We start from the raw sequence: 25,453 nt of genomic DNA, 5'->3' as shown, positions 1-25,453 counted from the left end.
CCGGACGGGTGGAGCTGATGGTAGGGGCGGACATCGACTGCCTGGCGATCCATTGCGGGGCCGCGATTATACCTAGTCGATCAACCCGCTTCTTCCCGCGATGCAAATTCTGCGATCAGCATGGCCGCAGCACCGACGACAATGGCATACCAGAGCGTGACCAAGCGCGCCGCGACGGCGACCGCAATTGCGTCCGGGGTAGAGATCCCAAGCCGATTGAGCATCAACACGATGGCTAGTTCGGTGGTGCCGACCCCACCGGGAACGAACGACAATGCGCCGATCAGCATCGCAAGTGGATAGATACCGAGCGCGACCATGGGGTTCAGCTGCAAGCCCATACCAGCGCACAGGCTCACGAACACAGCCGATGTCAGTCCCCAGGCGACGAATCCGGCGAACATGCTTTGCCCGAACGCGCGCAGATCCAGGCAACTACGCAGCTCCAATGCGGCTACAAGGCCGAAGCGGGCCAGGCGTCGCAACCAGCGGCCGGGAAGACGTTCGCTCACACGTGCCAGACTATTCAATAGTGCAGGCCACGCCGCCGCCCCGAACAGCACGCAGACAAATCCCAGTACCACGGCCACCAGGGTGCCCAGGGTGGGAAACACCGACGCGGCCAACAAGGACAGCGACAGGATGACCAGCAGATCAGACGCGCGCTCGAAGATGAAGACGCCCAGCGTGCGCTCGGCCGGAATGCCCATGCGCGCGAAATAGCGGATCCGCATCAGTTCGCCGGCCTTGCCGGGCGTTGCTGTCAGGGCAAAGCCCGCCAGATAGCCAGCCAGGCCAGGTAGTACTGGTACGTGATGCCCCTTACGGCGGAGGAGCCAGTGCCACCGCCAGTACCGGAACAGATACGTGATGGAGACGGGCACGATGGCGAGCGCCATCGACTGCCAGACCTCGCTCAGCCGCGAAAAGGTCCCGTTTCCGTGGTCCACCCAGACCAAGACGGCGATGTATCCGGCGCACAGCAGGAAAACGAAGGCGGCAAGATAATCCAGGCGGTGCCGCCATCTTGCGGCACCGCCGATGCTGGGGGGCGAAGGTGAATCCATTGCAGCAGAAGGGCCTCAGCCCAGTGCAGCCTCCAGTTCCGGCAACAAGGTGAACAGGTCGCCGACCAACCCGATGTCGGCAATCTCGAAGATCGGCGACTCCGGGTCCTTGTTGATCGCCACGATCGTGCCGGCGTCCTTGATGCCGGTCAGGTGCTGGATCGCGCCGCTGATGCCGATTGCCACGTAGAGCTCGGGGGCGATGATCTTGCCGGTCTGGCCGACCTGCAGCTCGTTGGGCACGTAGCCGGCATCGACTGCAGCGCGCGAGGCGCCCACGGCGGCGCCGAGTTTGTCGGCCAGGCTGTAGATGTGCTGGAAGTTTTCCGCCGAGCCGACGCCGCGGCCGCCGGAGACCACGCGCTTGGCGCTCTGCAGGTCCGGGCGATCGGAGCTGCCTGCGGCCAGGCCGACGAAGCGGCTGTGGGTCGGCAGCGTGGCGTCAACCGAGACGGATTCGACCGCCGCACTTCCGCCCTTGGCGGCCTCCGGCCACGACGCGCTACGAATGGTCGCAACCACGATCTGGTCGGCCGGGGCCTTGACGGTGATGATGGCGTTGCCCGCATAGATCGGACGCTTGAAGGTATACGCGTCTTCGACAGTCATCAGATCGGAGATCTGGTTGACGCCCAGCAATGCCGCCACGACCGGCATCAGATCCTTGCCAAAGGTGGTGGAGGGGCCGAAGACATGGGTGTAGCCCTGACCCGCCAGTTGGGCGATCTGCGGTCCCAGCACCTGCGCGATGGCGTGTTCGTTGGCCGCGTTGGCCACGGTCAATACGCGCGCGACGCCGGCCAGCTGCGCGGCCTGTGCGGCAACGCCGGTCGGGTCGGCGGCCAGCACGACCACATCGATGGAGTCGGCCGAGATCGCCTGTGCGGCGCTCAGGGTCTTGGCAGTGGCCGCATTGAGCTGGCCGTTGAGATGTTCGGCGACGATGAGAACCTTGGCCATTACAGCAACCCCTTTTGCTTGAGTGCGGCCACCAGTTCGGCGGCATCCTTGACCATGACCCCACGGCTGCGCTTGGACGGCGCCGCGTAGTGGGTAGTGGTCAGGCTGTCATGCGCAGCGACTCCGAGATCGGCAAACGCCAGCGTTTCCAGCGGCTTGCTCTTGGCCTTCATGATGTCGGGCAGCTTGATGAAGCGCGGCTCGTTCAGGCGCAGGTCGGTGGTGATCACCGCCGGCAGGTCCACCTCCAGCGTTTCCAGGCCGGCGTCCACCTCGCGGGTCACCGTGGCCCTGCTATCGGCAACGACGAGCTTGCCGGCGAAGGTCGCCTGCGGGCGGCCCCACAGGGTGGCCAGCATCTGGCCAGTCTGGTTGGCGTCGTCGTCGATGGCCTGCTTGCCCAGGATGACCAGATCCGGTTGCTCCTTCTCGACCAACTTGAGCAGGGTGCGCGCGGCGGTCAGTGGCTGGATGGCGGCATCGGTGACCACATGGATGGCGCGGTTGGCGCCCATGGCCAGGCCGTTGCGCAGATGTGCCGCGGCGTCGGCCGGGGCAAGCGTGGCGACCACCACCTCGCTTGCGATGCCGGCGTCGCGCAGGCGCAGCGCTTCTTCCAGGGCGATTTCGTCGAACGGGTTGGGCGAGAGCTTGACGCCCTCGGTGACCACGCCGGAGCCATCCGGCTTGACCTGAATGCGGACGTTGTAGTCCACCACGCGCTTGTAGGCGACGAGGATTTTCATCGTGTACGAGATCCTTCAGCTGTTGCGGGAAGGCCCGGCCGCGGCGGCAGGCTCGGGAGTGGGGCCATTCTAACCGGGCAGGGCGCACCATGCGATGGCGTATGGATGGTGCGGTGCAATAGATTCGGAGCCACTCATTCGAAGATATACAAGCTCAGCGCAGCTCGACCGTATATCCTGTGCGGTTTGAAGACGCAGCGCAGTTCGCGCGCGACTAGGAGGGGTAGACAGTGGCGACTTGGCTAGTGACCGGCGGGGCCGGTTTTATCGGCGGAAATTTTGTTCTTGAGGCAGTGGCGCGCGGCATTCGCGTGATCAATCTCGACGCGCTCACCTATGCGGGGAACCTGAACACGCTGGCGTCGCTGGAAGGCAATGCCGGCCATGTCTTCGTCAAGGGCGACATCGGCGACGGCGCGCTTGTGGCCAGCCTGCTGCAGGAACATCAGCCGGACGCAGTGCTGAACTTCGCTGCCGAAAGCCATGTGGATCGCTCGATCGAAGGCCCCGGCGCGTTCATCCAGACCAACGTGGTCGGCACCCTGGCATTGCTCGAGGCCGTGCGCGACTACTGGAAAGCGCTGCCGGACGCGCGTCGCGAGGCCTTTCGGTTCCTGCATGTGTCCACCGACGAGGTCTATGGCACGCTGGGTGAGACCGGTAAGTTCACCGAAACCACGCCGTACGCGCCCAATTCTCCGTACTCGGCATCCAAGGCGGCCTCGGACCATCTGGTGCGCGCGTTCCATCACACCTATGGGCTGCCGGTGCTCACCACCAATTGCTCGAACAATTACGGGCCGTACCATTTCCCGGAAAAGCTCATTCCGCTGGTGATCGCCAAGGCGCTGGCGGGCGAGGCGTTGCCGGTGTACGGCGATGGCAAGCAGGTACGCGACTGGCTGTTCGTCAGCGACCACTGCGAGGCGATCCGCACCGTGCTGGCCAAGGGCCAGGTCGGTGAGACCTACAACGTGGGCGGCAACTCCGAGCGCCAGAACATCGAGGTCGTGCAGGCCATCTGTGCGCTGCTGGATCAGCATCGTCCACGCGACGACGGCAAGCCGCGGGCGAGCCAGATCACCCATGTCACCGACCGGCCTGGGCACGACCGTCGTTACGCGATCGATGCGTCGAAGTTGAAGAACGAACTGGGTTGGGAGCCTGCCTACACCTTCGAGCAGGGCATCGCGCAGACGGTCGAGTGGTATCTGACCAATCAAGTGTGGGTGCAGGGCGTGCTTGACGGAAGCTATCGCCTGGAACGCATTGGCGCCACCGCCTGATACTCATCTCAGCGTCCGTACATGCTGTGCGGACCTCCAAGGACGCTCTCATGACTCAACGTAAAGGCATCATCCTCGCGGGCGGTTCCGGCACGCGTTTGTATCCGATCACCAAGGGCGTCAGCAAGCAGCTGTTGCCGGTGTACGACAAGCCGATGATTTACTACCCGCTGAGCGTGCTGATGCTCGCGGGTATCCGCGACATTCTGATTATCAATACGCCGCACGAGCAGGCGCTGTTCCAGTCGCTGCTGGGAGATGGTTCCCAATGGGGCGTCAATATTCAGTATGCCGTGCAGCCCAGCCCTGACGGTCTGGCGCAGGCCTATCTGATCGGTCGCGAGTTCGTTGATGGCAAGCCGAGCTGCCTGGTATTGGGCGACAACATCTTTCATGGTCATGGTCTGACCGATACGCTGCGTCGCGCGGATGCGCGTGAGCAGGGGGCGACGGTCTTCGGATATTGGGTCAATGATCCCGAGCGTTACGGCGTGGCCGAGTTCGACCAGCACGGCAAGGTGATCGACATTGCCGAAAAGCCGGAAAAACCGCGTTCCAATTATGCAGTGACCGGTCTGTATTTCTATGACGGAAAGGCCAGTGATTATGCCGCTGCCTTAACGCCTTCGCCGCGCGGCGAGCTGGAGATCACCGATCTCAATCGCTGTTATCTCGATGCTGGCGACCTGCATCTCGAGCCCTTGGGGCGCGGCTATGCGTGGTTGGACACCGGCACGCACCAGTCGTTGCACGAGGCAGCCAATTTCATCGAAACCATCCAGATGCGTCAGGGTTTGCAGGTGTGTTGCCCGGAGGAGATTGCCTTTGGGCATGGCTGGATCGATGCCGAACAACTGGAGCGACTGGCTGCGCCATTGCGCAAGAACGACTACGGTAAGTATCTGCACGAATTGGCTGTGAGAGGAGTTGTTCCATGAAGGTGATTGAAACGAAGTTGGCTGGCTGTGTGGTGATCGAGCCGGCTGTGTTCGGCGACGAGCGCGGATACTTCTTCGAGACGTGGAATGCCGAGCGCTTTGGTCAGCACAATCTGCCGACCCGGTTCGTGCAGAGCAACGTGTCGACCTCGGCCAAGGGCGTGCTGCGTGGCTTGCACTACCAGTGGCCGCGTCCGCAGGGCAAGCTGGTCAGCGTTCTGGAAGGTGAGGTCTATGACGTTGCTGTGGATGTTCGCCACGGCTCGCCAACCTTCGGGCAGTGGGCGGCGGTTGTACTGAGCGCGGAAAACAAGAAGCAGTTCTGGATTCCGGAAGGCTTTGCCCATGGGTTTGCGGTGCTGTCGGAGCGTGCAGTGTTCAGTTATCTGTGCACCGACGTCTACGTCAAGGAAGCAGATGCGGGCGTGCGTTGGGACGATGCGGCGATCGGCATCGACTGGCCGATCAGCGATCCGGTGCTCTCGGCCAAGGATGCCGCAGCACCTTTCCTGGCAGATGTGCCGGGCGAGCGTCTGCCGGTCTTTGCACCATGACGACATTGGTACTGGGAGCCAATGGACAGGTCGGCACGGAATTGCTGCGCGCATTGGCAGGCGATGGTCCGATCCTGGCCACAACCCGCAGTGGTCGGTTGCCGGACGGTACCGCATGTGAGGTGGCCGACTTCGAGGCAGCGCATCGCCTGAGCGAATTGCTGGATCACCTTGCGCCCACCCGCGTCGTCAATGCGGCTGCCTACACTGCCGTCGATCGTGCCGAGCAGGAGCGTGATGCTGCCTTCCGTGCCAATGCCGAGGCGCCGGCGGTCATTGCGCAGTGGTGCGCGCGCGCCGGCGTGCCGCTGGTCCATTATTCGACCGACTACGTCTTCAATGGGCAGGGCACTCACCCCTATCGGCCGGACGACGCCACCGCGCCGCTCGGCGTCTACGGGCAGAGCAAACTGTCCGGCGAACAGGCGGTGCAGGCGGCCGGCGGCCGGCATCTGATCTTCCGCACCGCCTGGGTCTATGCGGCGCACGGGCACAATTTCCTGCGCACGATGCTGCGCGTGGGAGCCGAGCGCAACGTGCTGCGCGTGGTCGCCGACCAGATCGGCACGCCAACGCCGGCGGCGTTGATCGCTGACATCACGGCGCACGCGCTGCGCCAGCCCGGTGAACCCTCCGGTCTGTGGCATCTGACCGCCATCGGGGAGACCAGCTGGCACGGCTTCGCCGAAGCCATCTTCGCCCAGGCGCACGCGCGCGGGCTGATTGCCCGTGCGCCGCGCGTGGAGGCGATCACCACCGCCGACTATCCAACGCCGGCCACGCGCCCGGCCTATTCGCGGCTGGATACCCACAGCCTGCAGGACACGTTCGGCGTCCGCCTGCCCGACTGGCAGGACGGACTGAGCCAGGTGCTGGACACGCTCGCCCAGGGTTGAGCGGCTTCAATAGCGGCCTAGATCGGGGCGGCTTCAGCACCGACTCATAGCTTGCCTCTCGCTTCGGCTACCATCGGTGACTGGTCCACGCCAGGCCGGCGACCTGCTCTGCGCAGGTCGTGGCCAACGTGGATGTGCCGCTGAAGCGGATGCGATGCGTGATGCATGGGCTGGATGTGTGCATGTGTGTGCGCTACGTCGCATCGGTTGGCACCGTGCAGGTTTTCGCGTGTCCCCCAGCGGGCGCGCCGGCCCATGACGGGCTCGGCCGTACCGTCATCACGCCATGACCTGCGCGCAGCGCGCTGCCTCCTCCCCCATCCAAAATCGCAAGGAATCCCAATGAAGATCGCTGTCGCGGGTACCGGCTATGTCGGTCTGTCCAATGGCGTGTTGCTCGCCAAGCACCATGAGGTCGTGGCGCTGGATATCGTCGAGGCCAAGGTCAAGCTGATCAACGAAGGCCGCTCTCCGATCGTCGACAAGGAACTCGAGGCCGCGTTGGCCGAGGGTGGCCTGAACTTCAAGGCCACGCTGGACGCCAACGAAGCGTTTGCCGGCGCCGAGTTCGTGATCATTGCCACACCCACCGACTACGATCCGGACACCAATTACTTCAACACCAGCTCGATCGAGGTGGTGATCGCCAAGGTGCTGGAGATCAACACCCAGGCGACGATGGTGATCAAGTCGACCATCCCGGTTGGCTACGTGGCCAAGCTGCGCGCGCAGTTCGGCACCGACAACATCATCTTCTCGCCCGAATTCCTGCGGGAGGGCCGGGCGTTGTACGACAACCTGTACCCGTCGCGGATCATCGTCGGCGAGCGCTCGGCGCGCGCGGAAACCTTCGCGCGGCTGCTGCAGGAAGGCGCACTCAAGCCCGACGTGCCGGTGTTGTTCACCGAGCCTACCGAGGCCGAAGCGATCAAGCTGTTCGCCAACACCTATCTGGCGATGCGGGTGTCCTACTTCAACGAACTGGACACCTACGCGCTCACCCACGGGCTGGACAGCCGCCAGATCATCGAAGGCATCTGCCTGGATCCGCGCATCGGCAGCCACTACAACAATCCGTCCTTCGGCTACGGCGGTTACTGCCTGCCCAAGGACACCAAGCAGTTGCTGGCCAACTACCAGAGCGTTCCGCAGACCATCATCCGGGCGATCGTCGATTCCAACACCACCCGCAAGGACTTCATTGCCGCCGACGTGCTGCGGCGCAATCCCAAGGTGGTTGGGATCTATCGCCTGATCATGAAAGCCGGCTCGGACAACTTCCGTTCGTCCAGCATCCAAGGCGTGATGAAGCGCCTCAAGGCCAAGGGTGTGGACATCATCGTGTACGAACCGACGCTGAGCGATCCGGAGTTCTTCCGCTCGCGCGTGGTCAACGACCTGGAGGCCTTCAAGCGCGAGGCCGACGTCATCATCAGCAACCGCATGGCCGACGCGCTGCAGGACGTGCAGGACAAGGTCTATACGCGCGATCTGTTCGGCGACAACTGAGCCCGGCAGGTCCTGCGTCTTGGCGGGTGGCGATGCCACTCGTCCAGGCCATCCATGATGTTGTCTTGGGCTACGGGGCCGTTCGCGGCCTTTCGGGCGAACGCCAACGGGGCGGCAGCAGCATTGCCCGCACGCATCGACGTGCGATGCAGCCTGCGGAAGCAGGCGACCTGTGATCTGCCTGCGCAGCGTGTTGTGATCGAAGCGAGGCAGGGATAACGCAAAACGGCGGCCATTGGCCGCCGTCGATGTTGCCGTCTACGTCGAGTGCGCGATCAGGCGCGGCCGTAGGTGTCCTCGAAACGCACGATGTCGTCTTCGCCCAGATAGCTGCCGGACTGGACTTCGATCAGTTCCAGCGGCAGTTTGCCCGGATTACGCAGGCGATGCGTGACGCCCAGCGGGATGTAGGTACTCTGGTTTTCGGTCAGCAGCAGCACTTCCTCGCCACGGGTGACTTCGGCAGTGCCGCTCACCACGATCCAGTGTTCGGCGCGGTGGTGGTGCATCTGCAGGCTCAGCACGGCACCGGGCTTGACGGTGATGCGCTTGACCTGGTGACGCTGGCCCATGTCGATCGAGTCGTAGGCGCCCCACGGGCGATACACCTTGCGATGCCAGGTGGCTTCGGAGCGGCCGTCGGACTTGATCCGGCCGACCACATCCTTCACCTCCTGGATGCGATCGCGGTGACCGACCAGCACGGCATCCGGCGTCTCGACGACGACGACGTCTTCCAGGCCGACCATGGCGATCAGGCGCGAACCATAGGCGTAGGTGTTGCGGCAATCCAGCTGGATCACATCGCCATGATGCGCGTTGCCCTGGCCATCCTGCTCGGACACGTCCAGCAGCGACGACCACGAGCCGACGTCGTTCCAGCCGGCATCCAACGGCACCACGACCGCATCGGCGGTCTTTTCCATCACCGCGTAGTCGATCGAATCCGACGGGCTTGCTGCGAAGGCGTCCTTGTCCAGGCGGGTGAAGTCGGCGTCGCGCTTGCCGTTCTGCCACGCGGTCTGGCAGGCATCGGCAATGGCCGGATGGAACTTGCGCAGTTCTTCCAGGTAGCGCGAAGCACGGAACAGGAACATGCCGCTGTTCCAGTAGTATTCGCCGCTGGCCAGGTAGCCTTGTGCGGTTGCCAGGTCGGGCTTCTCGACGAAGCGTTCGACCGCACTCGCGCCAGTGCCCGCGCCGGCCTTGATGTAGCCGTAGCCAGTTTCCGGTGCGGTCGGCTTGATGCCGAAGGTCACCAGCTTGCCTTGTTCTGCGGCAGCCACTGCCACTGTCACCGCTGCCTGGAACGCAGCTTCGTTCTGGATGACGTGATCTGAGGGCAGGACCAACAACAAGGGGTCGGCGCCATCGCGGCTGGCTTCCAAGGCTGCGACTGCAATTGCCGGGGCAGTATTGCGGCCTTTGGGTTCAAGCAGGATGGCAGAAGGTTTGACGCCGAGCTGCTGCAGCTGCTCGGCGGCCATGAAGCGGTGCTCCTCGTTGGCCACCACGATGGGAGCATGGCCTGCGACGGGAGCCGCGCGCAGCCAGGTGGCCTGCAACATGCTCTTGTCGCCGACCAGCGGCAGAAACTGCTTGGGATAGGACTCGCGCGACAGCGGCCACAGGCGCGTGCCGGAGCCACCGGACAAGATAATCGGAAGGACGTCGCTCATGAGCGGGGGAAACTCCAGTGCGTCAAGGTGGGGGAGGAGGGTAAATCAGCCGCGAAGCAGATCGGAAATCTCTTGCGTACGGCTTTCCAGCAATGCGGCATCGCCGCGGGTTTCCACGTTCAGACGCAACAGCGGCTCGGTGTTGGAACTGCGCAGGTTGAAGCGCCATTGGCCAAAGTCCGCGCTGATGCCGTCGGTGTAGTCCAGCTCAGGCGATAGATCAGCGTAGTGCTCCATCACGCGGGCAACCGCGGCCTTGGCGTCGGCCACCTTGAAGTTGATCTCGCCGCTGCAGGGGAACTTCTGCATGCGCGCCTCGACCAGATCGGCCAGCGAACGACCGGACTGCGACACCAGCTCGGCGATCAGCAGCCATGGAATCATGCCGGAATCGGCGTAGGCGAATTCACGGAAGTAGTGGTGCGCGCTCATCTCGCCGCCGTACACGGCGTTCTCGCTGCGCATCTTTTCCTTGATGAAGGCGTGGCCGCTCTTGCACAGCACCGGAATGCCGCCGGCTTCTTCGACCTGCTCGACCGTGTTCCAGGTCAGGCGCGGGTCGTGCACGACCTTGCCGCCCGGCTGCTTGGCCAGGATGGCTTGTGCGAGCAGGCCGACCAGGTAATAGCCTTCGATGAAGCGGCCGGTGTGATCGAAGAAGAAGCAACGATCGAAGTCGCCGTCCCACGCGATACCGAAATCGGCGTCGTGGTCCTTGACCGCCTTGGCAGTGGCGTCGCGGTTTTCCGGCAGCAGCGGATTGGGGATGCCGTTGGGGAAGTTGCCATCGGGCTCATGGAACACGCGGACGAACTCGAACGGCAGATGCGGCGCAAGCAGATCCACGATCAGGCCGGCGCCGCCGTTGCCGGCATTGACCACCAGCTTGAGCGGCTTGAGCGTGCTGCGGTCCACGTAGCTGAGCAGGTGCTCCAGGTAGGCGGTCTTGTCGGTGCGGCTCTGCTCGGCGGCTGTGGGCTCGCCGGGTGCGGCGGTATCGGCCGCGACGGTGTCGCGGATGGCGAACAGGCCGGTATCGGAACTGATCGGTCGCGCCTGCTCGCGGACCAGCTTCATGCCGTTGTAGTCCATCGGGTTGTGGCTGGCGGTGACCATGACGCCACCGGCGGCCTTGAGGTAATCGGTCTGGAAATAGACCTCCTCGGTGCCGCACAGACCGATGTCGATGACCTCGCGGCCGCTGGCGCGCAGGCCGGCCGAGAGCGCTTCCTGCAGCGCCGGGCTGGCCAGGCGCACGTCGTGGCCCAGGACCACCGGCCCCTGATCCAGCTGCGCCGCCAGTGCCACGCCAATGCGGCGGGCCAAGTCCTCGTTGAGTTCATCCGGCACGCGGCCGCGAATGTCGTAGGCCTTGAAGGCGGGTAGCGTCATGGGCAATTCCTAGGGTGGGGGACACCCGAGTTTAGCGGGTGCGCCGTGTCTTGGGTGTGGCGGAATTGCGACCGAGGACAGGGAACAGTCAGCGGATAGAATGGCCGCTTCACATCAGCGAGGTGAGGGCGGTGATGCGCAATGATGGACGTGACAAGGCAGCTGGCAAGCGCTACGCCGGTGCCGAGGCGGCGCTCGAGGGCGTGCTGGCCGATGGCCAGACCCTGGCAGTAGGCGGCTTCGGGTTGTGCGGGATCCCCGAGGCGCTGATCGCCGCCGTGCGCGACAGCGGGGTGGGCGGGTTGACGGTGATTTCCAACAACGCCGGGGTCGATGGATTCGGGCTTGGTCAATTATTGGCCACGCGGCAGATTCGCAAGATGATTTCGTCCTACGTGGGCGAGAACAAGGAGTTCGAGCGTCAGTATCTGGCTGGCGAGCTCGAGCTTGAGTTCAACCCACAGGGCACGCTGGCCGAGCGCCTGCGTGCGGGCGGTGCGGGAATCCCTGCGTTCTACACCGCCACCGGCTACGGCACGATCGTGGCCGAGGGCAAGGAGACCCGCGAATTCGACGGCAAGCACTATGTGCTGGAAACCGCACTGCAGGCCGACGTCGCGCTGGTCAAGGCGTGGCGAGCCGATACCGCGGGCAACCTGATGTTCCGCAAGACGGCGCGCAATTTCAATCCGGCCTGCGCCATGGCCGGTCGCGTCTGCATTGCCGAAGTCGAAGAAATCGTGGAGTTGGGCGCCATCGACCCGGACCACGTGCATCTATCCGGTATCTACGTCGACCGCTTGGTGCTCAACGCCACGCCGGCAAAACGCATCGAACAGCGCACCGTGCGCGAAGGACAGCAGTAATGGCCTGGACCCGAGACCAGATGGCCGCCCGTGCGGCGCGCGAACTGACCGATGGCGCCTACGTCAATTTGGGAATTGGACTGCCGACGCTGGTGGCCAACCACATCCCGGAAGGCGTGGACGTGTGGCTGCAATCAGAGAATGGACTGCTCGGCATCGGCCCGTTTCCTACCGAGGACGAAGTGGATGCGGACTTGATCAATGCGGGCAAGCAGACCGTGACCGCGCGCGCTGGCGCCAGTTATTTCGGCAGCCACGATTCGTTCGCGATGATCCGCGGCGGCCATATCGACCTGGCGATCCTGGGCGCAATGCAGGTCACCGACCGCGGCGACCTGGCCAACTGGATGGTGCCCGGCAAGATGGTCAAGGGCATGGGCGGCGCGATGGACCTGGTGGCCGGCGTCAAGCGCGTGGTGGTGCTGATGGAGCACGTCGCCAAGGACGGCAGCCACAAGATCCTGCGCGAATGCGACCTGCCACTGACCGGCGTCGGTGTGGTGGATCGCATCATCACCGACTTGGCGGTGTTCGATGTCACTGCCGACGGGTTGATCCTGGTGGAGATTGCAGAAGGGGTAAGTGAGAAGGAAGCGCGGGCTAAGACAGGAGTGCCATTTTTGACGGCAGCGACTTGAACTAGCTTTTATGCGCGTATTTGTACGGAGCCATGGCCTGTTCCTTGGCTCCGACGATGGAGGCGGCACTGGCTAATGCATAACCTGTGTCAATTGTAGAAAGACTTAGTAGGCGTTCAATTGCATGTGCCATTGTGCCGTCTACCTGACCTGCTTCTTTTTCAAACTCACTTGGTCGCAGATGACAATCTAAAATTGGCTGAATTGCTTGTAGGCGCAGCCAGAACATGCTTCCGCATGCGAAGCTCGCAGAGCCTATGTCTGGTTGAGTTATCCCTATCCGGGTGGCTAGCGACCGCACTGCGGACTCATTTGCTCCCCAATAGAAGCTCAGCGGCTGGATATGGCCTTCAGGTGCAACCAGTCCTAAATTAGGCCGCTGATCAAATGCATCGATAATGCTCCTGACACGTTCGCGGGCGAGCAGGCTGCTAACCATATCTCGTCGCCATTGATCGCCATCTCGGCGATGTGTGGAGCGCTTGGTGTGCAACTTGAGTATCACCGATACGCCCGCATCGATAAGCCGATCTGCAACCCTCAAAAACGGCAGGATGTCACGACCATGATTTTCATGTACTACTACCTCTGCCTCCATTCCCTGAAGTTTGATGATGCGATTGACTGCAAGGAGGTTGTTATCCGTTGTCGTAATAATAAGGTGATGATCGAATGCCGCTTCGCGTAGTTGTATCAAAAGTTCTTCTAGAACATCAACGTACCAAGCGTGGATGATCACATGAGGTAGTACGTTGCACGGACGTCGCGGTTGCAACGCCCTACGGGTCGCCTCAAGCCAAGCATAACCGAGTCGCGCGTCTGGCTCTAGCACAGCACCTTCTGCCCATTCGTTCCAAGCATTGATAAATACCAGGTTCCTATTGGCTGGAACGGCTGCGAGCCGCTCGTGAATGGTCTGAGATAACCATGCTTGATAGCCGCGTGGCGAAGAGTGGTGATACACGCGGCCGTTCCCAGAGCGACGCGGCTCATTGTCCCAGCCAGGATTGACGCCCGGATAAAGCGTGTATTTCGGTAAAGGCCTAGCCGCCATTTCGGCAGCGAGAGCACGCCAGTCCAACACTTCCCCTGAAAAATCAGGGTTTATCAGCAGCTGCGCCTGAGATAACGACGGCGGAGAACTCATGTTTGGGGGGAATTCCACTGCCGCATCGAAGCCGATATCCCGAGGGTCAGGACGTTCGAATCCTTGGACGTATGCGAGGTGAATTTCGCCAATGCCGTGAGTCATACACCACTCGCGCCACCGCAATGCAGTTGCGCTAGGGTCCGGCATCAAGTTCGGGCGATAAACGAGGAGCAGTGGCTTCCCATCTACACGCAAGTATCGAGGGTCGCTGAGGTAAGTGCTAACGTGAGAAATGAACGCTAGATCATCTTCAAGACTATGTTGCTGTTCGATCAAGATATCGGCGTTGCGCCCATCCCAACGACGGGCCCAATTCTCGTTGGCCCAGCATAGACAATAGGGCAAAAGGATGCTTGCATCATCGCGCCATTTGCGTACGGGCTCCTCAAGCAACGTTTTTCCCGCAAACCAATAAAAGTAAAAACAAAACGCGCCAATTCCGTACTCTGATGCTAGCTCGGCCTGCTGACGCATAACGTTCCGGTCGCGAAGATTGTAAAACCCGAGATCTGCAGGAATCCGTGGCTGCATGTGGCCATAGAACTGCGGTAGGGCGCGGCTAACATTGCGCCATTCGGTAAAGCCTTTGCCCCACCATGCGTCGTTTTCCGGAATCGGATGGAATTGTGGTAGATAGAACGCGATCAACGTCGCTGGCATAGGCACTGGCAGAACATCGTATCGGTAGGGAGTGTGGCCGATCGCTGCTTCATCGCTTCGCTGTAGCAGGCGCAGAGCCATGGTGCCTACCTCTGCGGCTCGACCCTTTTGAGGGGCCGGGACCCAATTGGTGTATCTGTCAAGAAACCAGTTCCTACAGCGGTCACGCAAGCCATCCGAAATTGGCACTATGCGAAAGCCAGCACGTAGCATGTAGTAACCAATGGTGCGGAGGCGTTTAAAAAAGAACTGGCTCATACGTGATAATTCACAGATTCTGGTAGTTCGGACCCGAACCACCCTCCGGTGTGACCCAGTTGATGATCTCGTAGGGGTCCTTGATGTCGCAGGTCTTGCAGTGCACGCAGTTGGCGGCATTGATCTGCAGGCGTTTGCCGGAGGGGCTGGCGGTGTCTGCGACCATCTCGTAGACGTTGGCGGGGCAGAAGCGAGTGCAGGGGTTGTCGTACTCTTCCACGCAGCGGGTGGCGCAGATGTTGGTGTCGAGCACCTGCAGATGCACCGGCTGGTCTTCGTCGTGCTCGGTGGCGGCGAAATACACCGCCTGCAGGCGGTCGCGCGGGGCGAGCTCGCGGCTGACGTAATCGCGCTTGGGTTGTTCGTAGTCGCCGATCTTGCGCAGGGCCGACCAGTCGGGCTTGTTCTTCAGGGTCCATGGCGAGGCGCCCTTGAGGGCGGTCTCCCAGGCGGCGTTGAGCAGGCCGAACCACAGCCCCTTCTTGAAACCGGGCTTGATATTGCGGACGGTCTTCAATTCGGCCATGGCATCGGAGGCGCGCAACTTGGCGTCGAAGCCCTGCGGGGCCAGCTGCGATTGCACCAGATGCTCGGCCGCCAGCATGCCGCTGCGGATCGCCTGATGGGTGCCCTTGATCTTGGGCACGTTGAGCAGGCCGGCAGTGTCGCCGATCAGCAGGGCACCCGGCATCTCCACCTTTGGCAGCGACTGCCAGCCGCCGGTGACGATGGCGCGCGCGCCTGCCGACAGGATGCTGCCACCCTCCAGCAGCGACTTGATCAGTGTGTGGTTCTTCCATTGCTGGAAGACTTCCCACGGCTGGTATTCGGGGTCGCTGTAGTCCAGTCCGCTGACATAGCCGAGCGCAACCTGGTTATTGTCCAGGTGATACAGAAAGCTGCCGCCGTAGGTTCGATTGTCGGCCGGCCAGCCGATGGTGTGCACGATCTTGCCTGGCGTAACGCGGCCTTCGGGCACCTGCCACAGCTCCTTGATGCCGATCGAATACCCTTGCGGGTCGCTGTCGGCAGTGAGGTCGAAGCGCTTGAGCAGCCGCTTGGTCAGGTGACCGCGCGCGCCCTCGGCCAGTACGGTGACCTTGGCGCGGATGTCGATGCCGGCGGTGTAGCCGGGCTTGTGCGACCCGTCCTTGGCCACGCCCATGTCGCCGATACGCACGCCCACCACCTGGCCGCTGTCGTCATGCAGGGTCTCGGCAGCGGCAAAGCCGGGGTAGATCTCCACGCCCAGCGCTTCGGCCTGCGGCGCGAGCCAGGCGCACATTGCGCCCAGGCTGACGATGAAGTTGCCGTGGTTGCGCATGCCCGGCGGCACCACCGGGAACTTGCGTGCGCTGTCCTTGCCGAGAAACCAAAATTCGTCGTCGGTGGCAGCCACGCAGATCGGCGGCGGGTTGTCGCGCCAGCCCGGCAGCAGGGCATCCAGCGGGCCGGGCTCGATCACCGCACCGGACAGGATGTGTGCGCCGATGGTGCTGGATTTTTCAATCACGCAGACGCTCAGCTCGGGGTTGAGCTGCTTGAGCCGGATTGCGAACGACAGCCCGGCCGGACCGGCACCGACGGTGACGACGTCGTATTCCATGACGTCACGCTCGACCGCCTCTGACGCTTGCGCGCCGATTCCCGCTTCCGACATTGCTCCGCTCCCGTTGGCTCGATGGCTGGTGCGCATTTTCCGGGATTGCATGTGATGGCGGCAAATCGCTGCGATTCATCCGCCGTGGACAGCGCCGCCAGGGGCCTGCGTGCTAGCGTTCGGGAATGAAGATTCCGGTCCCATTGCCGGGCGCGCAGGTCCAGTGGTGGCGCGGCTGGTTGCAGGCGGCGGCAGCCGATGCGCTGCTGCAGACATTGCTGACACAGGTGCAGTGGGAGGTGCACCGCATCCGCGTGTTCGGGCGGGTGGTGGATTCGCCGCGCCTGAGCAGCTGGATCGGCGATCCGGAGGCAAGCTATCGCTATTCGGGAACGCAGTTTTCGCCGCAGCCGTGGCTGGACGCATTGCAGCCGTTACGTGCTCGTCTGCAGGAAGACACCGGCCGCCCGTTCAATAGCGTGCTGGTCAATCGGTATCGCAGTGGCAATGATGCGATGGGCTGGCACAGCGACGACGAGCCGGAGTTGGGCGCCCAGCCGTTGATTGCCTCGGTGAGCCTGGGCGCAACGCGACGCTTTGCGTTCAAGCATCGCGACGATGCGGCCTTGAAGCAGACGCTGGAACTGGGGCACGGCGATTTGCTGCTGATGGGTGGCGACACCCAACGCTGCTACAAGCATGCCCTGCCACGCACGGCGCGGCCGGTGGGGGAGCGGATCAATCTTACTTTTCGGCAGATTGCATCGGCTGCTGCAGGATGACGGTGGTTCGCGGCGGGCGTGAGATCAGGCTTGGGGCAGTGCGTGCCCTCATCCGGCGCTGCGCGCCACCTTCTCCCGCTTGCGGGAGAAGGGAGGCGGGTGGATCCCGTCGCGTGCAGGATGCTGGATCTGATGCCGATGCAAAGTGCTGGATCTGATGCCGGGTGAGATGCGTCCGGGGCTGCAGGTGGACGTGTCGGATTACGGTGTGCGTGGCAGCGCCGCACTGTCCTGTTGCCCGGTGGTGAGCGTCCAGCCCACCAGGTCGGTGGTGACCTGGGTCAGCGCCTGCTCGAACGCTGCGGCAACCGCTGCCACATCGGTGCCGCTGGAAGGGCGGGCAACCAGGAAGGTCCGCGAGGCGACCACGCGCTGATCCGAGGAGTGCAGCAGCTTGGCGTTGAGTTCGATGGTGGCCGACGGCACCGGCTGGCCGGCGTAATCGGACTCGAAGCGGCGCAGGTCGATCGCCAGTTTGTAGTCCGAGCGGATGCCGGTGCCGATGCGCGCGACCGCCGCGATCTTGCCGGAGTCCTCGAACCCGCGCACGACACTGTCTTCCAGCATGTCGGTGGCCGGTTGCGCCCAGCCGGCGCCGTGGTAGATCTGCAATTCGCCCGGCGTCGGGCGCACGTTGATGCGCGGGCTGTCGATCACGCGCGCAGCGTTGGGCTTATTGATCGCCAGCTGCCAGGTGACCTGTGGCCAGGACGGATTCGGCGTCACGCGCACGGTGGGCGCGTAGATCGTGGCCGGCTTCTTGTCGCCGCCGGTCAGGACCGAGCAGCCGCCCAGCGCCAGCAACGAGACGCACAGCAGGGGACGCAACACGCGCATGGCAGTCATTTCGGTTCGAACTCCTTGGGTGCGTCGCGGCCGAGCAGGTAGCGCGCAGGGTTGTTGTCCAGTTTGTCGCTGACCCGGCGCAGGTCGCGGATCAGGCCGCGCAATTCGGTCAGCGTGGGGCCGAGCTGGCCCAGCCCGTCGTTGGCAAAACTGTTGATGGCCGCGCGGTTCTCGCCAAGGATGTTGTCGGCATTGCCGGCGGCCGAATCCAGCTTGACCAACGTTGCATCGAGCTTGCTCAGGATGCCCGGCAGCTGCTGCACCAGGTTCTGATCCAGCCGTTTGATGGTGCCGTTGGTGGTGGTCAGGGTGGTGTCCAGGTTGCGTGCGGCATCGCGCGCGCTGACGATCAGCGCCTGCATGCCTTCGTCACGGTCGGCGATGCCACCGCTGATCTTTTCCAGGTTCTGCAGCGTGGCCGAAATGCTCGCCACGTTCTTGTCCGAGAGCATCTCGTCCATGCGTTCGACGATGCGGTTGGCGGTGTCGGTGATGTTCTGCAGTGCCGACGGCGTGGTCTGGATGATCGGCGCATCGCTCTTGTCGATGGTGGTCAGCGACGGCGCCTCGGGCGTGCCGCCGGAGAGCTGGATGATCGACGGGCCGGTCAGGCTGGTGATGGCCAGCTTGGCGCGGGTGTCGCTCTTGATCGGCGTGGTGGAATTCACCCGCACGTGGGCGACCACCTGGCGCGGGTCGTTCGGCGCCAGCGTCAGCTCGGTGATCGAGCCGACTGCGATGCCGTTGTACTGCACCGGGCTGCCGACCGACAGGCCGGTGACCGCCTCGCGGAACACCACCCGGTACTGCTGCCAGGTGCGGTCGGAGGAGTATTTGGCGGCCCACAGCCCGAACAGCAGCAGGGCCAGGCCGGCCACGATGGTGAAGGCGCCGATCAGGACGTAATTGGCTTTGGTTTCCATGCTCAGGCGGTCTCGGTGGAGTCGGTCTTGGCCGCGCGTGCGGCGCGTGCGCGCGGACCGTGGAAATATTCCTGGATCCAGGGGTGGTCGAGTTGTTCGACCTCGGCCAGTGGCGCGTTGGCGATCACCTTGCGATCGGCCAGCACCGCGATGCGGTCGCAGATGGCGTACAGCGTATCCAGGTCGTGGGTGATCAGGAACACGGTCAGGCCCAGGGCCTGCTGCAGGGTACGGATCAGGCGGTCGAAGGCGGCCGCGCCGATCGGATCCAGCCCGGCAGTGGGTTCGTCCAGGAACAGCAGCGGCGGGTCCAGTGCCAGCGCACGCGCCAGGCCCGCGCGCTTGCGCATGCCGCCGGACAATTGCGAGGGCAGCTTGTCCAACGCATCGGCCGGCAGGCCGGCCAACTTGATCTTCAGCAGCGCCAGCTCGAAATACCAGCGCTCCGGGAACTCGCCGTGATGTTCCTTCAGCGGCACCTGCACGTTCTCGCCCACGGTCATGGAAGAGAACAGCGCGCCGTCCTGGAATAGCACGCCTGTGTTGCGAGTGATCAGCTGCCGGTCGGCGAAGCTGCCCGAACGCGCATCCGCCCCCAGCACGTGGATGCTGCCGGCATCCGGCTCGCGCAGGCCCAGGATGCTGCGCATCAGCACCGACTTGCCGGTGCCGGAGCCGCCGACCACGCCCAGGATCTCGCCACGACGCACGTCCAGATCCAGGTCTTCGTGCACGGTCTGGCTGCCGAAACGGTTAGTGAGCCCGCGCACGGAAATCGCCAGCTGGTCGTCGTCGGCCTCTGGGGAGGGATTGGGGAGTGGGGATTCGGGATTGGTCAAAGCACTTTTCTCCCGAATACCAGTGCAAGCGCTTTGCGCCTGCTCTGCACAAATCCCAAATCCCGAATGTCCAATCCCGGCTCCATCACCACCCCATCTTCATGAACCACAACGCCGCAATGGCGTCGAGGATGATGACCAAGGAAATCGTCTGCACCACCGAGGAGGTGGTGCGTTCGCCCACCGACTGCGCGGTGCCGCTGACCTTGAGCCCTTCCAGGCAGCCGATCAGGCCGATCACCAGCGCGAACAGCGGCGCCTTCGACAGGCCGACCAGGAAGTGCCGCAACTGGATGGTCTCGTGCATGCGCGCCAGATACATCTGCGGCGGGATATCCAGGTCGAACGCGCCCACGGTGACGCCACCGGCCAGGCCGGCGATCATGGCGATGAAGGTCAGCAGCGGCAGGGTGAAGATCAGCGCCAGCAGGCGCGGGATCACCAGCAGGTCGATCGGGTCCAGGCCGAGGGTGCGGATGGCATCGACTTCCTCGCGCGATTTCATCGCACCGATCTGCGCGGTGAAGGCGCTGGCGGTGCGTCCGGCCAGCACGATGGCGGTCAGCAGCACCGCGAACTCGCGCAGGAAGGCGATGGACACCAGTTCCACCACGTAAATCTCTGCGCCGAAGTCGCGCAGGATGGTCGAGCCCAGGAACGCGATCACCGCGCCGACCAGATAGGACAGCAGCACCACCAGCGGCACCGCGTCCAGGCCCACCTGTTCCATGTGGTGCACGGTGGAGGTCAGGCGGAAGCGGCGCGGCTCATGGATCAGCCGCATGATCTTGACCAGGTTCTCGCCGAGAAAACTGTTCAACTCCAGGATGCCCTGGCCGACGCCATGGGTGGTACGGCCCAGACGGTCGAGCGCGGCGACGAAGCCGTAATCGCGCTTGGGCTTGGGGCGTTCGTCGTTGAGTTCCTCGATGGTGCACACCAGGGCCTGGTGCTCGTCGCGGAAATCGATGGCGTCTTCCTTGAGCCCGAGGCGGCCGGCAAAGCGCAGCAGCTGCAGCACGCCGGCCGAATCCAGTTGCCCGATACCGCGCGCGTCGATGCGGCGCACCCCGTCGGGCACGGTCTGCAACAGTTCTGCCTGGGGCAGGGCGGTCGCCAGGACCCAACTGCCGGCGAGGCGGATCTGTGCCTGATCCTGCGAGTCTTGTTCGATGCGGGGAGGTTGCGGTTTGATCATGGGTGGCCTGTCCGTGGCACCAGCATACAGGGCCGGCGTGAGCGAAAGATGGGGACGCGGCGGCGGCGATCGCCCTGCCTCCGGCAATCAGGGCGCCGGCTACGCGCGCTGCGGCATACACTGGCGGCCTCGCCACACGGCGTTTCTCCGATCCGACCCGCCACGCATGTCCGCTGCCACCGTCGTCTTACCGTCCGCCAGCGCCACCTACGCCCAGCGCGTCGCCTTCGTATCGGAAATCGCCGGGCGCCTGCATTCCTATGGCACCACTGCGCAGCGCCTGGAGGCGGCAGTGGTCGGGCTGTCGCAAAAACTCGGTCTGGACTGCGAACCCTGGTCCAACCCCACCGGCATCATCCTGAGCTTCAGCGACCCGACCAAGGCGATCGGCTCCAGCGACATCACCCGGGTGATCCGGCTCGCGCCCGGCGAAAACGATCTGTACAAGCTCAGCGTGGCCGACTACGTGGCCGACAGCGTGGCCAATGGGCGCATGAGCATTGCCCAGGGGCACACCGCCTTGCGCCGGTTGGACCGGGAGGTCGATCGGCGCGGCAAGACCATGCAGGTGCTGGCGTTCGGGCTGGCCGCCGCCGGCGTGGCCGGGTTGTGGAAGCTGCCCTGGCTGGACATCGCCACTGCCGGCGCCATCGGCATGTCGATCGGCCTGCTGACCCAGTACACCGACAAGCGGCCGGCGACCAAGGAGGCCGGCGAAGCGCTGGCCGGGCTGCTGGCCGGCGTGGTGGCGGCAGTGGTGGCCTCGCTGGTCGGGCCGTTGAACCTCAATACGGTGATCATTGCCTCGCTGGTGGTGTTGCTGCCCGGCATGTCGCTGACCAACGCATTCAACGAGCTGGCCAGCCAGCACTGGGTGTCCGGGACTGCGCGCCTGGCCGGTGCGGTCACCACGGTGCTCAAACTCACGGTCGGCGCGGTGATCGCGGTGACGCTGACCCAGCTGGTCGGTCTGCACCCACGGGTGGCCGCCTTGCGTCCGCAGTCGGGATGGGTGGAGTGGGCCTCGCTGCTGGTGGCCGCGTACGCGTTTGCGGTGTTGTTCAAGGCCAATCGGCGCGATTATTTATGGATCATGGCCGCGGCAATGTCCGGTTATGTCATCGCGCGTTATGCCGGGCATGCCTGGGGCGGCCCGGCTGGCGTATTTGCCTCGGCCATGTCACTGACCGCCGCCGGGAATTTGTTTGGGCGGGTCGTTCAAAAACCCGGTGCGCTGATCCGGTTGCCGGGCATCATCATGCTGGTTCCCGGAAGTGTCAGCCTGCGGGGATTTTTGACCCTGGTGCAGCAGCAGGATGTCAGTGTCGGACAAGCGGCATTGTTGGCGGTGACCAATATCGTGATGGCATTGATGGCCGGCCTGCTGTTCGGCAATCTGCTGATTCCGGCGCGCAAGAATTTATGAATAAGCCGATCATCGCCCAATAAAAACGCCGGCAATGCCGGCGTTTTTATTGGTCTGGATTTAAGCGGCCTTGGCTTTCTTACTGGCGCGCTTGGTTGCCGTCTTGCGCGGCGTGGTCTTTTTTGTCGCCGCCTTCTTCGTACCACCGCCCACCTTGCTGATCAGAAAGTCTTCCACTTTCTTGCCGGCAGCGGTCAATTCGGCCAGCCAGCGCGGCTGCTTGCCACGGCCGGTCCAGGTTTCCTGGGCATTGGCGGGGTTGCGGTATTTCGGCGGAACCTTGCCCAGCTTGCGGCCGGCACGCGGGCCCGGCTTGCCGGCCGCGGCGGGACGACCCGGCCCGGCACTGGCGGCGCTACCGAACAATTCTTCGATGGAATATCCCTGGGCTTTTGCCGCACGGGTCAGCTGAGTGCGAACCTTGGCGATCGGGGCGCGCTTGGCAACCACGGTCTGTTGCTTCTTTGCGTTTTTGATCAAGGCGCCCAATTGCTTGGCCGACAGGCCGGTGAGATCGATCGACATCACTACTCCGGAAGAATGAGAGAGAAAGAATGCCGGTCCGTGGCAGCGGCGGCCATCATAATGTCAGAAAACCGGTATGACAAATGCGCCGAAATACTTCGGCGCCTTGCGTTCATCCAATTGGAGCGGGGGGCGTTGTTTGATCAACGGCCCAGGCGGGAGAATAATCCGGCCTTATCCAGGTTTTCTGCCGAATCGGCGGTGCGGGCGCGATATTCAAATGTGCCGGCGGCCAATCCCCGTTCCGAGACCACCACCCGATGCGGAATGCCCAAGAGTTCCATATCGGCAAACATGGCACCCGGACGTAGACCGCGGTCATCCAGTGCTGCATCGATGCCGGTGGCAATCAATTCGTCCAGCAATGCCCGGGCGGCGGCCACCACGCTGGGGTCCTGTTTGGGATTGATCACGCACACCACCACCTGCCACGGCGCCATCGGCGCCGGCCAGATGATGCCGGCCTCGTCGTGGTTCTGTTCGATCGCTGCGGCCACGATGCGTGAAATGCCGATGCCGTAGCAGCCCATCTTCATCACTGCGGCCTTGCCGTTTTCGTCGATGACGGTGGCCTGCAGTGCCTGCGCGTACTGGCTGCCCAGCTGGAACACGTGGCCGACCTCGATGCCGCGCGCCAGACGCAGTTCGCCGCCATCGGCGGCGCGCTCGCCTTCGACCACGTTACGCACATCGGCCACGGTCTCCGGTTCCGGCAGGTCGCGGCCCCAGTTGACGCCGACCAGATGCGCGCCGACCACATTGGCGCCGACCACGAAATCGGCCATTGCCGCGACATCGCGGTCGGCGACCACGCGCACCGGGCGCGCAGTGTTCACCGGGCCCAGGAAACCCGGCTCGCAGCCCAGGTGCTCGCGGATTTCGGTTTCGTTGGCCAGGCGGTAGTCGGCCAGGCCAGCCACCTTGCCCAGCTTGATCTCGTTGACCGCATGGTCGCCGCGGACCAGCACCAGCACGAAGCCGGCCTGCGTCATCACCGCCACCGACTTGACCGTGCGCTGCAACGCGATGCCCAGCAGCTGTGCGACGTCTTCGCAGGTCTTCTGGGTGGGCGTCGCCACCTGCTGCATCACTTCGCTGGCGTCGGGGCGCGCGGCAGGCAGCGCGGCGCTGGCGGTTTCCACATTGGCCGCGTAATCGGACCCGGTGGAGAACGCCAGCGAGTCTTCGCCGGAGGCGGCGATGACGTGGAATTCCTGCGAGGCGTCGCCGCCGATGGCGCCCGAATCGGCCTGCACCGCGCGGAACTCCAGCCCCAGGCGGGTGAAGATGCGGGTGTAGGCGGCGCGCATGTTGTCGTATTCGCGCGCCATGTCCTCGTCGGTGAGATGGAAGGAGTAGGCGTCCTTCATCAGGAACTCGCGCGCACGCATCACGCCAAAGCGCGGGCGGATTTCATCGCGGAACTTGGTCTGGATCTGGTAGAAGTTCAGCGGCAGCTGCTTGTAGCTGTTGATCTCCTGGCGCGCGAATTCGGCTGCGGCTTCTTCGGCGGTGGGGCTGTAGCAGAACTCCTGCTCCTTGCGGTCCTTGATCTTGAGCAGCTGCCCGCCGAACTTTTCCCAACGGCCGGTGGCGTCCCACAGCTCGCGCGGCTGGATGGTGGGGAACAGCACTTCCACTGCCCCGGCACGGTTCATTTCCTCGCGCACGATCGCCTCGACCTTGCGCAGCACGCGCAGGCCCAGCGGCGACCAGGTGTACAGCCCGGAGGCCAGCTTGCGGATCATGCCCGCGCGCAGCATCAGACGGTGGCTGACCAGCTCGGCGTCGGCGGGGGTTTCCTTGGTGGTGTGCAGGTGGAACTGGGAAAGACGCATCGGGCTTCGCTTGGGCGGAAAGCCCATAGTTTGCCAGTCTCGCGCCCTGCCGGTCATCGCCGGGCACGCTTTGCCGGTGGTCGCCGGCCGGCAGGGCGGCTGCCCGGCGGCTCTCGGGCGCCCTGGCCTGCGCTCGCGAGTGCCTCGCCAGGGGAGCGGCCGTGCGCGGACATCGGCAGTGGGCGAGTCATCCGATGCCGGTTCCAGGTGGTCACGACGCGAGCCCGGAGATCGTGCAATGGGTCAGGCCACTGCGGCCATTCCGGTAGTGCAGTCGTGCTGCCAGGACGTCAGCCGCGTGGATGCGTGCGGTATTGGCAGCATGAGCGGTGCATGGGCCTAGGTCCACAGGCAGGACGGCGCCGCTCGTGCGCTGGCAATGCCGTCCGGCTCAGGTGGCCGGGGTGCCGGTGGCTGCTGGCTTGCAGTAGGCCTTGACGGCGGCGTCGGCAAGATTGCGCTGCGCGGCGCGGGCGTCCGCATCCAGCACCGCGCCGGGCTTGCCGTCGGCGCCGGCGCTCATGCTCACCTCGCCCTTGCCGCTGAGCAGCTCCAGGTTGCGGCGGGCGGTCAGGCAGTCGGCCGACTCGGGCGCGGTGGTCTCCGGGGCCGCAATGGCGGCAGTGCCGCTGCGCGCATCGATCCGGCGCGCCTCATAGCGCTGGCCGGTCGGTGGCGGGGTTTCGGTGTAGTGGGTCACGCCCTTGGCGTCCTTCCACTTGTACAGATCGGTAGCGCCGGCGGTGGCGCTGACCAGCAGCAACAGGGCGCAAAGCCCGGACGGCAGGTGCATGTGGCTTTCCCCTGGATGATTCCCGCCGCGATTGCAGCATCCGGCGCCTGCCCTGGCAAGTGATCGCGCCTGCAGGGCGCGCTA

At 63.9% G+C, this 25,453-nt stretch carries 23 protein-coding genes; 9 read left to right on the top strand and 14 right to left on the bottom strand.

Annotation, left to right across the window (positions count from 1 at the left end):
- Nucleotides 1–80: 80 nt before the first annotated feature.
- Genes ACCQ10_RS17260 through ACCQ10_RS17250 form a run of 3 tightly spaced genes read right to left on the bottom strand, consistent with a single transcriptional unit; the run spans nt 81 to nt 2,773 of the window.
- The gene (locus ACCQ10_RS17260) at nt 81–1,067 is read right to left on the bottom strand and encodes a lysylphosphatidylglycerol synthase transmembrane domain-containing protein (protein WP_372361387.1); all 987 of its coding nucleotides are present in this window, start codon (nt 1,065–1,067) and stop codon (nt 81–83) included.
- 15 nt (nt 1,068–1,082) lie between these two features.
- Entirely contained in the window at nt 1,083–2,027 is a 945-nt protein-coding gene (locus ACCQ10_RS17255; protein ID WP_372361386.1) for an electron transfer flavoprotein subunit alpha/FixB family protein, read from the bottom strand.
- A complete protein-coding gene (locus tag ACCQ10_RS17250; RefSeq protein WP_372361385.1) occupies nt 2,027–2,773 on the bottom strand; it encodes an electron transfer flavoprotein subunit beta/FixA family protein in 747 nt (248 codons plus the stop codon). Before ACCQ10_RS17250 ends, ACCQ10_RS17255 begins: the two co-directional genes overlap by 1 nt.
- Before the next feature lie 230 nt (nt 2,774–3,003).
- On the opposite strand from ACCQ10_RS17250, the gene rfbB reads away from it, so the two are divergent.
- From rfbB to ACCQ10_RS17225, 5 genes are all read left to right on the top strand, one after another.
- Entirely contained in the window at nt 3,004–4,059 is a 1,056-nt protein-coding gene (gene rfbB, locus ACCQ10_RS17245; RefSeq protein WP_372361384.1) for a dTDP-glucose 4,6-dehydratase, read from the top strand.
- 50 nt (nt 4,060–4,109) lie between these two features.
- Nucleotides 4,110–4,997 carry a glucose-1-phosphate thymidylyltransferase RfbA gene (rfbA, locus tag ACCQ10_RS17240; RefSeq protein ID WP_166749541.1) on the top strand — a complete coding sequence of 296 codons (888 nt, stop codon included), beginning with the start codon at nt 4,110–4,112 and terminating at the stop codon, nt 4,995–4,997.
- Nucleotides 4,994–5,551, top strand: a complete 558-nt coding sequence (rfbC, locus tag ACCQ10_RS17235; RefSeq protein ID WP_166749303.1) for a dTDP-4-dehydrorhamnose 3,5-epimerase — start codon at nt 4,994–4,996, stop codon at nt 5,549–5,551. Before rfbA ends, rfbC begins: the two co-directional genes overlap by 4 nt.
- On the top strand, nt 5,548–6,447 hold the full coding sequence (gene rfbD, locus ACCQ10_RS17230) for a dTDP-4-dehydrorhamnose reductase (RefSeq protein WP_372361383.1): 900 nt from the start codon (nt 5,548–5,550) through the stop codon (nt 6,445–6,447). Before rfbC ends, rfbD begins: the two co-directional genes overlap by 4 nt.
- A 342-nt stretch (nt 6,448–6,789) precedes the next feature.
- Complete coding sequence (locus ACCQ10_RS17225) at nt 6,790–7,956, top strand: nucleotide sugar dehydrogenase (RefSeq protein WP_039403520.1); 1,167 nt, start codon at nt 6,790–6,792, stop codon at nt 7,954–7,956.
- Nucleotides 7,957–8,231: 275 nt separating this feature from the next.
- Here the strand turns inward: ACCQ10_RS17225 and ACCQ10_RS17220 are convergent, their stop codons facing one another.
- Entirely contained in the window at nt 8,232–9,635 is a 1,404-nt protein-coding gene (locus ACCQ10_RS17220; RefSeq protein WP_047692983.1) for a mannose-1-phosphate guanylyltransferase/mannose-6-phosphate isomerase, read from the bottom strand.
- Between the two features lie 45 nt (nt 9,636–9,680).
- Nucleotides 9,681–11,027, bottom strand: a complete 1,347-nt coding sequence (locus tag ACCQ10_RS17215) for a phosphohexomutase domain-containing protein (RefSeq protein ID WP_372361382.1) — start codon at nt 11,025–11,027, stop codon at nt 9,681–9,683.
- 134 nt (nt 11,028–11,161) lie between these two features.
- Here ACCQ10_RS17215 and ACCQ10_RS17210 point away from each other — a divergent pair, with 134 nt between their 5' ends.
- Nucleotides 11,162–11,893, top strand: a complete 732-nt coding sequence (locus ACCQ10_RS17210; protein ID WP_372361381.1) for a CoA transferase subunit A — start codon at nt 11,162–11,164, stop codon at nt 11,891–11,893.
- A complete protein-coding gene (locus tag ACCQ10_RS17205) occupies nt 11,893–12,531 on the top strand; it encodes a CoA transferase subunit B (RefSeq protein ID WP_372361380.1) in 639 nt (212 codons plus the stop codon). The genes ACCQ10_RS17210 and ACCQ10_RS17205 overlap by 1 nt, the downstream gene beginning before the upstream one ends.
- Before the next feature lies 1 nt (nt 12,532).
- Here ACCQ10_RS17205 and ACCQ10_RS17200 read toward each other — a convergent pair whose 3' ends face one another.
- Entirely contained in the window at nt 12,533–14,599 is a 2,067-nt protein-coding gene (locus ACCQ10_RS17200) for a glycoside hydrolase family 99-like domain-containing protein (protein ID WP_372361379.1), read from the bottom strand.
- 10 nt (nt 14,600–14,609) lie between these two features.
- Nucleotides 14,610–16,259 (bottom strand): electron transfer flavoprotein-ubiquinone oxidoreductase, encoded by a 1,650-nt coding sequence (locus ACCQ10_RS17195; RefSeq protein WP_372361378.1) that lies wholly within the window; start codon nt 16,257–16,259, stop codon nt 14,610–14,612.
- A gap of 125 nt (nt 16,260–16,384) precedes the next feature.
- Here ACCQ10_RS17195 and ACCQ10_RS17190 point away from each other — a divergent pair, with 125 nt between their 5' ends.
- On the top strand, nt 16,385–16,981 hold the full coding sequence (locus ACCQ10_RS17190) for an alpha-ketoglutarate-dependent dioxygenase AlkB family protein (protein ID WP_372361377.1): 597 nt from the start codon (nt 16,385–16,387) through the stop codon (nt 16,979–16,981).
- A gap of 201 nt (nt 16,982–17,182) precedes the next feature.
- Here ACCQ10_RS17190 and ACCQ10_RS17185 read toward each other — a convergent pair whose 3' ends face one another.
- The 4 genes from ACCQ10_RS17185 to ACCQ10_RS17170 all read right to left on the bottom strand — a co-directional run bounded on the left by ACCQ10_RS17185 (nt 17,183) and on the right by ACCQ10_RS17170 (nt 20,787).
- Nucleotides 17,183–17,827: an ABC-type transport auxiliary lipoprotein family protein gene (locus tag ACCQ10_RS17185; protein WP_372361376.1), complete on the bottom strand. Its 645-nt coding sequence runs from the start codon at nt 17,825–17,827 to the stop codon at nt 17,183–17,185.
- Nucleotides 17,824–18,750 carry an MlaD family protein gene (locus ACCQ10_RS17180; RefSeq protein WP_039412542.1) on the bottom strand — a complete coding sequence of 309 codons (927 nt, stop codon included), beginning with the start codon at nt 18,748–18,750 and terminating at the stop codon, nt 17,824–17,826. The genes ACCQ10_RS17185 and ACCQ10_RS17180 overlap by 4 nt, the downstream gene beginning before the upstream one ends.
- A gap of 2 nt (nt 18,751–18,752) precedes the next feature.
- Nucleotides 18,753–19,589, bottom strand: coding sequence for an ABC transporter ATP-binding protein (locus ACCQ10_RS17175; RefSeq protein WP_372361375.1), 837 nt, complete (start codon nt 19,587–19,589; stop codon nt 18,753–18,755).
- Between the two features lie 85 nt (nt 19,590–19,674).
- A complete protein-coding gene (locus tag ACCQ10_RS17170) occupies nt 19,675–20,787 on the bottom strand; it encodes an MlaE family ABC transporter permease (protein WP_039412538.1) in 1,113 nt (370 codons plus the stop codon).
- 166 nt (nt 20,788–20,953) lie between these two features.
- Between ACCQ10_RS17170 and ACCQ10_RS17165 the strand changes: the two genes are divergently transcribed.
- The gene (locus ACCQ10_RS17165) at nt 20,954–22,213 is read left to right on the top strand and encodes a threonine/serine exporter family protein (RefSeq protein ID WP_372361374.1); all 1,260 of its coding nucleotides are present in this window, start codon (nt 20,954–20,956) and stop codon (nt 22,211–22,213) included.
- 60 nt (nt 22,214–22,273) lie between these two features.
- Here the strand turns inward: ACCQ10_RS17165 and ACCQ10_RS17160 are convergent, their stop codons facing one another.
- The 3 genes from ACCQ10_RS17160 to ACCQ10_RS17150 form a co-directional block, all read right to left on the bottom strand.
- Nucleotides 22,274–22,738 (bottom strand): H-NS histone family protein, encoded by a 465-nt coding sequence (locus tag ACCQ10_RS17160; RefSeq protein WP_179456680.1) that lies wholly within the window; start codon nt 22,736–22,738, stop codon nt 22,274–22,276.
- A 143-nt stretch (nt 22,739–22,881) separates the two neighbouring features.
- The gene (locus ACCQ10_RS17155) at nt 22,882–24,576 is read right to left on the bottom strand and encodes a proline--tRNA ligase (RefSeq protein ID WP_372361373.1); all 1,695 of its coding nucleotides are present in this window, start codon (nt 24,574–24,576) and stop codon (nt 22,882–22,884) included.
- A gap of 391 nt (nt 24,577–24,967) precedes the next feature.
- Nucleotides 24,968–25,369 carry a DUF4124 domain-containing protein gene (locus ACCQ10_RS17150; RefSeq protein WP_047695001.1) on the bottom strand — a complete coding sequence of 134 codons (402 nt, stop codon included), beginning with the start codon at nt 25,367–25,369 and terminating at the stop codon, nt 24,968–24,970.
- Between the last annotated feature and the right edge of the window lie 84 nt (nt 25,370–25,453).

It is taken from the genome of Xanthomonas sp. NCPPB 1325, assembly GCF_041477645.2.
Classification (GTDB): Bacteria; Pseudomonadota; Gammaproteobacteria; order Xanthomonadales; family Xanthomonadaceae; genus Xanthomonas; species Xanthomonas cannabis.
The sequence above is the reverse complement of the archived record's forward strand: the minus strand, read 5'-3'. Positions and strand labels throughout refer to the sequence as shown.